At 74.8% G+C, this 6,311-nt stretch carries 6 protein-coding genes; 2 read left to right on the forward strand and 4 right to left on the reverse strand.

The genetic code is table 11. The features are described 5' to 3' along the window. Positions 1 to 1,614: helicase-related protein (locus tag Q0112_RS14475; RefSeq protein ID WP_297976466.1), on the forward strand; the 1,614-nt coding region annotated here is incomplete at its 5' end. 17 nt (positions 1,615 to 1,631) lie between these two features. Here Q0112_RS14475 and Q0112_RS14480 read toward each other — a convergent pair. After that, positions 1,632 to 2,498 carry a DMT family transporter gene (locus Q0112_RS14480; protein WP_297976468.1) on the reverse strand — a complete coding sequence of 289 codons (867 nt, stop codon included), beginning with the start codon at positions 2,496 to 2,498 and terminating at the stop codon, positions 1,632 to 1,634. A 239-nt stretch (positions 2,499 to 2,737) separates the two neighbouring features. Here Q0112_RS14480 and pdeM point away from each other — a divergent pair, with 239 nt between their 5' ends. Next, positions 2,738 to 3,409, forward strand: a complete 672-nt coding sequence (gene pdeM / locus Q0112_RS14485; RefSeq protein ID WP_297976470.1) for a ligase-associated DNA damage response endonuclease PdeM — start codon at positions 2,738 to 2,740, stop codon at positions 3,407 to 3,409. A 100-nt stretch (positions 3,410 to 3,509) separates the two neighbouring features. On the opposite strand, the gene Q0112_RS14490 is transcribed toward pdeM, so the two are convergent. Genes Q0112_RS14490 through fmt form a run of 3 tightly spaced genes read right to left on the reverse strand, consistent with a single transcriptional unit; the run spans position 3,510 to position 6,254 of the window. Continuing rightward, on the reverse strand, positions 3,510 to 3,998 hold the full coding sequence (locus Q0112_RS14490; RefSeq protein ID WP_297976471.1) for a hypothetical protein: 489 nt from the start codon (positions 3,996 to 3,998) through the stop codon (positions 3,510 to 3,512). A gap of 47 nt (positions 3,999 to 4,045) precedes the next feature. Then, positions 4,046 to 5,290: a lytic murein transglycosylase gene (locus Q0112_RS14495; RefSeq protein ID WP_297976473.1), complete on the reverse strand. Its 1,245-nt coding sequence runs from the start codon at positions 5,288 to 5,290 to the stop codon at positions 4,046 to 4,048. 55 nt (positions 5,291 to 5,345) lie between these two features. Further along, a complete protein-coding gene (fmt, locus tag Q0112_RS14500; RefSeq protein WP_297976475.1) occupies positions 5,346 to 6,254 on the reverse strand; it encodes a methionyl-tRNA formyltransferase in 909 nt (302 codons plus the stop codon). Positions 6,255 to 6,311 lie beyond the last annotated feature (57 nt).

Genomic DNA, 6,311 nt, shown 5'->3' on the forward strand with positions numbered 1-6,311 from the left:
CAGCACCTCTGGGCCCGGAACGACGAAGCCCTCCCCATCGCCCTCCACCACGGCTCTCTCTCCCGCGAGGCCCGCCAGAAGGTCGAGGCCGCCATGGTCGCCGGCCACCTCCGCGCCATCGTCGCCACCGGCTCGCTCGACCTCGGCATCGACTGGGGCGACGTCGACCTCGTCGTCCAGGTCGGCGCGCCGAAGAACGTCAAGCGCCTCGTCCAGCGCATCGGCCGCGCCAACCACCGCTACAACGCCCCCTCCCGCGCCGTCCTCGTCCCCTCCAACCGCTTCGAGCTCCTCGAATGCCACGCCGCGCTGGCCGCCGTCCGCGACCACGACCTCGACGGCGAGCCGCGCGGCCCCGGCCCCCTCGACGTCCTCTGCCAGCACATCCTGCTCACCGCCTGCGCCGCCCCCTTCGACGCCTCCGCCCTCTTCGCCGAGGTCCGCACCGCCGGCCGCTACCGCCGCCTCGCGCGCGCCGACTTCGACGCCTGCCTCGCCTACTGCGCCACCGGCGGCTACGCGCTGCAGGCCTACGACCGCTGGCAGCGCCTCGTCGAGAAGGACGGCCGCTGGCAGCTCCGCGACCCCCGCCGCGCCCGCACCATCCGCATGAACGTCGGCACCATCGTCTCGACCGAGCTCCTCAAGGTCCGCCTGAAGGGCCGGACCGGCACCCCCCTCGGCGAGATCGAGGAGGACTTCGCCGCCTCCCTCACCCCCGGCGACACCTTCCTCTTCGGCGGCGAGACCGTCCGCTACGAATCCCTCCGCGAGATGACCGTCGAGGTCACCCGCCAGGCCTCGACGAACCCCAAGGTCGCCGTCTACGCCGGCACCAAGCTCGCCACCTCCACCCTCCTCTCCCACCGCGTCATCGCGCTGCTCGCCGACCCCGAGGCCTGGACCACGCTCCCCGCCTACATGCGGGACTGGCTCACGCTCCAGGCCGAGACCAGCCGCCTCCCCCGCCCCGGCACGCTCCTGGCCGAGACCTTCCCCCGCGGCCCCCTCCACCACCTCTGCCTCTACGGCTTCGCCGGCCGCAACGCCCACCAGACCCTCGGCCTCCTGCTCACCCGCCGCATGGAGACCGCCGGCCTCGACCCGACGGGCTTCGTCGCCAACGACTATACCCTCCTCGTCTCCGGCCTGACCGAGGTCCCCGACCCGGCCGCCCTCCTCGCGCCGCAGGGCCTCCGCGACGGCCTCGAGGGCTGGCTCGGCGAGAACGCCGTGATGAAGCGGACGTTCCGCGACGTCGCCGTCGTCGCCGGCCTGATCGAGCGGAACCTGCCCGGCGCGCGCAAGTCCGGCCGCCAGGCCACCTTCTCCTCCGACATCCTCTACGACACGCTGCGCCGCTACGACCCCGACCACCTCCTGCTGCGCATGACGCGGGAGGAAGCGGGCCGCGGCCTCGTCGACTTCGGCCGCATCGAGGAGATGCTCGCCCGCAGCCACGGCCGCGTCGAGCACGTCCGCGCCCCGCACGTCACCCCGCTCGCCGCCCCCCTCTTCCTCGAGATGGGCCGCGTGCCGATCCGCGGCCGCGCCGAGGCGCGCCTCGTCGCCGAGGCCGCCCGGGCGCTCCTCGCCGAGGCCGGGCTCGCCTGAGCCAGACCAGCGCCCGATCACCGGCCGAGCAGCAGCACGCCCGCGACCAGCACCGCGCAGCCGGCGAGCCGCGCCGGGCCCACCGGCTCGCGCAGCACCAGCAGGCCGAGGAGCGCCCCCACCATCATCGACATCTCCCGCATCGGCGCCACGACGCTGACCGGCGCCCCCATCCCGAGCGCCACCAGCACCAGGATATAGGCGAGCGGCGAAAGCAGACCGACGCCGGCCGCCAGCGGCCAGTGCCCGCGCATCGCCGCCCATCCCTGCCGCCCGCGCGGCGCCACCATCGGCACGAGCAGCGCGAGGCGCAGCGTCGAGCCGAACCAGTCGAGCACCACCGGCGCGATGCCGAGCACCTTCACGCCATAGGCGTCGATGATAGTGTAGCAGGCGATCAGCCCGCCGGTCGCGAGGCCCCAGCGGATCCCGGCCTGCCCGCCGCGCGTCCGGAAGGCCGCGAGCCGCCCGCGGGTCGCGATCAGCCCGATCCCGGCCACCACCGCCGCCAGCCCGAGCGCCCGCGCCGGCGTCCAGACCTCGCCGAGCAGCAGCACCGCTGCCAGCGTCGAGAGCAGCGGCCCCGAGCCGCGCGCCACCGGATAGACCACCGAGAGCTCGGCCAGCTGGTAGCCGCGCTGCAGGCAGAGGCTGTAGCCGAGATGGACGAGGCCGCTCGCGACGATGCAGGCGAGCACGTCCGCGCTCCAGGCCATCCCGCCCCGCGCCAGCACCCAGCCGACCCAGGGCGCATAGGCCACGCAGGACACGAGGTTGTAGGCGAGGACGAAGGCCACGCCGACCGGCGCGGCCCGCTTCGCCATCAGGTTCCAGCTGGCATGGATGACGGCGGCAAGGACGACGAGCGAAAGCGCAAGCGGCACGAGACCTCCTCTGCCCCGCAGGGGGCACCGGCGTGTCTCGACGTCTCCGCCTCTGGGATTTTGCCCCTCGGGTGCAGCCGCGGATATGGCCGCGGTCTCCGCAACGCTCGGACCAGCGGCGCCTCCCCGGCGCCCGGAACCCTAGTTGCCACTCGGTCGATTGCCCGCGAGCCTAGTCGCCGGGCCCCTCGCCCGCAAGCGCATCTTGCCGTCGCCCCGCGCGCGGCGCATCAGGGGTCATGTCGGGCGCAATCCTCACCCTCGCCGGAGCGACCTTGACCGCCCGCCCGTCCGGGGCGCTCTGGTGGCCGGCGGCGCGCCTGCTCTGCGTCGCGGATCTCCACCTCGCCAGGTCCGAGCGCCTCGCCCGCCGCGGCGGCACCCTGCTCCCGCCCTACGAGACCACCGAGACGCTCGAGCGTCTCGCCGCCGAGATCGCAGCCCTCGCCCCAGCCCGCGTCGTCTGCCTCGGCGACAGCTTCGACGACCCGGCCGCCGGCGCGGCGCTCCCGCCCGCCGACGCGGCGCGCCTCGCGGCGCTCGTGGCCGGCCGCGCCTGGACCTGGATCGCCGGCAACCACGACCCCGCGCCGCCGCCCTTCGGCGGCCAGCACCGGACCGAATGCCGCCTCGGCCCGCTCACCTTCCGCCACGCCGCCGAGCCCGCGCCCGACCCGGGCGAGGTCTCCGGCCACTACCACCCGAAGCTCCGCCTGCCGCTCCGCGGCGGCGCCGTCACCCGGCCCTGCTTCCTAGCCGACGCCCGGCGGCTGATCCTGCCCGCCTTCGGCGCCTACACCGGCGGCCTCTTCGCCTCCGCCCCGCCCCTCGCCCGCCTCCTCGCGCCCGACGCCCGCGCGATCCTCACCGGCGAGCCGAGCGTAACCCTGCCCCTCGCCGCCCTCGCCTGACGCGCGTTAACGATGGTTTCGATCCGGTAAACGCGCAGGAATTTCCCAGCCGTGACAATGCCGTAGCCGGGTGGGCACGCGCGCCCACCCCGCGCCCCGCTCAGCCGATCGCGCTCGCCAGCCGGTCGAGCGTCGCCTTCTCGGCCGCGCTCACCTTCTCGCCGCCGAAGCCGAGAAAGCCGCCCTCGGTCCCCGCCTCGGCCACCTTGCCGGCGATCGACTTCAGCCATTCCCTGAACCCCGGCGCGCTCTCCGGCGCCTTGGCCGCCACCAGCGCCGTGACCGCCTGCAGCTCGGCCACCGCGGCATCGACCACCTCCGCCGGCTTCTTGCCGCGCGCCTCGGCCTTCAGCACCCCGCGCGCCATCTCGCGTCCCTCCGCCGTCTCGTAGGCCGCGACGATCTCGCCGACCAGCGGGTCGCTCCCCTCGGCCTTCGCCCGGCCCATGGCGCCCGCCACCGCCGCGCTCTCCTTCACCGCGCCCCAGAGCCCGCCCGGCTCCGCCGCCGTCACCGCGATCCCCGCCAGCATCGGCGCACCCACCACCCGCGCCCACTCCTCGGGCGTGAAACTGTCCCTGAAAGCCATCCTTCCCTCCCACTACCGGCCGTCCCCGGCAGAGGAGGCTACCCCCGTCAGCGCAGCGACGCCAGCAGCTCGCGTGACGGCTCGCCCGTCACCGGCAGCCCGGCCCGCGCCTGGTAGCCGGCGATCGCATCCGTCGTCCTCTTCCCGATCACCCCGTCCGTCCCGCCGGTATCGAACCCCCGCGCCGTCAGCCGCTCCTGCAGCGCCTTGCGGTCGGCGATCGTCATCCCCCGCGCGTCCGGCGGAAAGCTCCCGCGGACCGGCGGCCCGCCCTTGAGCCGGTCGCTGAGATGCCCGATCCCGATCATGTAGTTCTCGGCGTTGTTGTAGCGCCCGATCACCGCGAAGTTCGGAAACACCATGAACGCCGGCCCCGACCGCCCCATCGGCGCGATGATCGACGCCGGCCCGTGGTCCGGCACCACCCGCCCGTCCATGTCGCGCACCCCCGCCGCCGCCCAGGCCGACGCGCTCCGCGTCGTCTCCCGCCCGAGCGGCCCGCCGAACCCCTCCGGCAGCCGTACCTCCACCCCCCAGGGCTGCCCGCGCCGCCATCCCGACCGCGACAGGTAGGCCGCCGTCGAGGCCAGCGCATCGGTCGGATCATCCGACCAGATGTCCCGCCGCCCGTCGCCGGTGAAATCGACCGCATAGGCGAGATACGAGGTCGGGATGAACTGGGTATGCCCCATCGCCCCCGCCCAGCTCCCGGTCATCCCCGCCGGCGTCACGTCGCCGTTCTGCAGGATCCTCAGCGCCGCCACCAGCTGGCTCTCGAAGAAGCTCCCCCGCCGTCCCTCATAGGCGAGCGTCGCGAGCGCCGAGACCACCGGCACGCTGCCCCGCCGCTCGCCGTAGAAGCTCTCCATACCCCAGACCGCGGTCACCACCTCCGGCTCGACCCCGTAGCGCGCCTCGATCGCCGAAAGCGTCGCCCCATGCCGCGCCAGCGCCGCCCGCCCCTTGGAGACCCGCTCCTCCGATGCGGCGATGGCGAGATAATCCTCCATCGTGCGGGTGAACTCGGTCTGGTTGCGATCCCGCTCGATCACCCCCGGCAGGAAGCCCGCCTGGGCGAAGGCCGCATCGAACGTCCCCGCCGACACCCCCTGCCCCAGCGCCCGCGACCGGAATCCCGCCACCCAGGCATCGAACCCGGCATCCGGCACCGGCACCATCCCCGGCTCCGGCCCGACCGAGGCGACCGGCGCCGAGCCCCCACCGCCGCAGCCGGCGACCACCGCCAGAGCCGCCAGAAGCCCGAAGGAAACCGCCCGCCGCGTCACCCGCATCGCCCGTCCTCGCTCTACCTCAACGCGAGGAGACTCGCCGCGCGGCAAGCGGCTGTCAACCGAGCCGCGCGCCCGCCGCCACCGGCCGCCCGCGCAGGAACGCCTCCGCCTCCACCGCCCCGCCGCCCGCCCGCTGCAACCGCAGCAGCCTGACCGCCCCCGCGCCGCAGGCGACTGCGAGCCGCCCGTCGAGCACCTCTCCCGGTACGCCCGACCCTTCGACCCGCTCGCTCAGCAGCAGCTTCACCCGCTCGCCGCCGATCTCGCACCAGGCCCCCGGAAACGGCGAGAGCCCCCGGATCAGCCGGTCCACCTCCGCCGCCGGCCGCCCCCAGTCCACCCGCGCCTCCGCCTTGTCGATCTTCGCGGCATAGGTCACGCCGGCCTCCGGCTGCGGCACCGCCGCGAGCTCGTCGAGCCCCGCCAGCGTCTCCACGATCAGCCGCGCCCCCAGCGCCGCCAGCCGATCGTGCAGCGTCCCGCTCGTATCGCCGGGCCCGATCGCCACCGCCTCGCGGAGCAGCACCGGCCCCGTGTCGAGCCCCGCCTCCATCCGCATGATCGAGACCCCGGTCACGGCGTCCCCCGCCATCACCGCCCGCTGGATCGGCGCCGCCCCGCGCCAGCGCGGCAGCAGCGAGGCATGGATGTTGAGGCACCCCCGCGCCGTCGCACCCAGCACCGCCGGCGGCAGGATCAGCCCGTAGGCGACCACCACCGCCACTTCCGCTCCGAGCGCCGCGAAGGCCTCCCGCTCCGCCGGCTCGCGAAAGTTCACCGGCGTCCGCACCGCGAGCCCCAGCGCCTCCGCCCGCGCCTGCACCGGGCTCGGCCGCGGCTTCTGCCCGCGCCCGCCCGGCCGCGGCGGCTGGCTGTAGACGCAAAGGATCTCATGCCCGGCCGCGACCAGCGCCTCGAGCGCCGGCACCGAGAACTCCGGCGTCCCCATGAAGACGAGCCGCATGCTCAGGCCCGCGCCTTCTCCCGCTTCAGCTTCTTCATCCGCGAGGTGATCATCGTC

The organism is uncultured Amaricoccus sp. (assembly GCF_937858865.1).
Lineage (GTDB): Bacteria > Pseudomonadota > Alphaproteobacteria > Rhodobacterales > Rhodobacteraceae > Amaricoccus.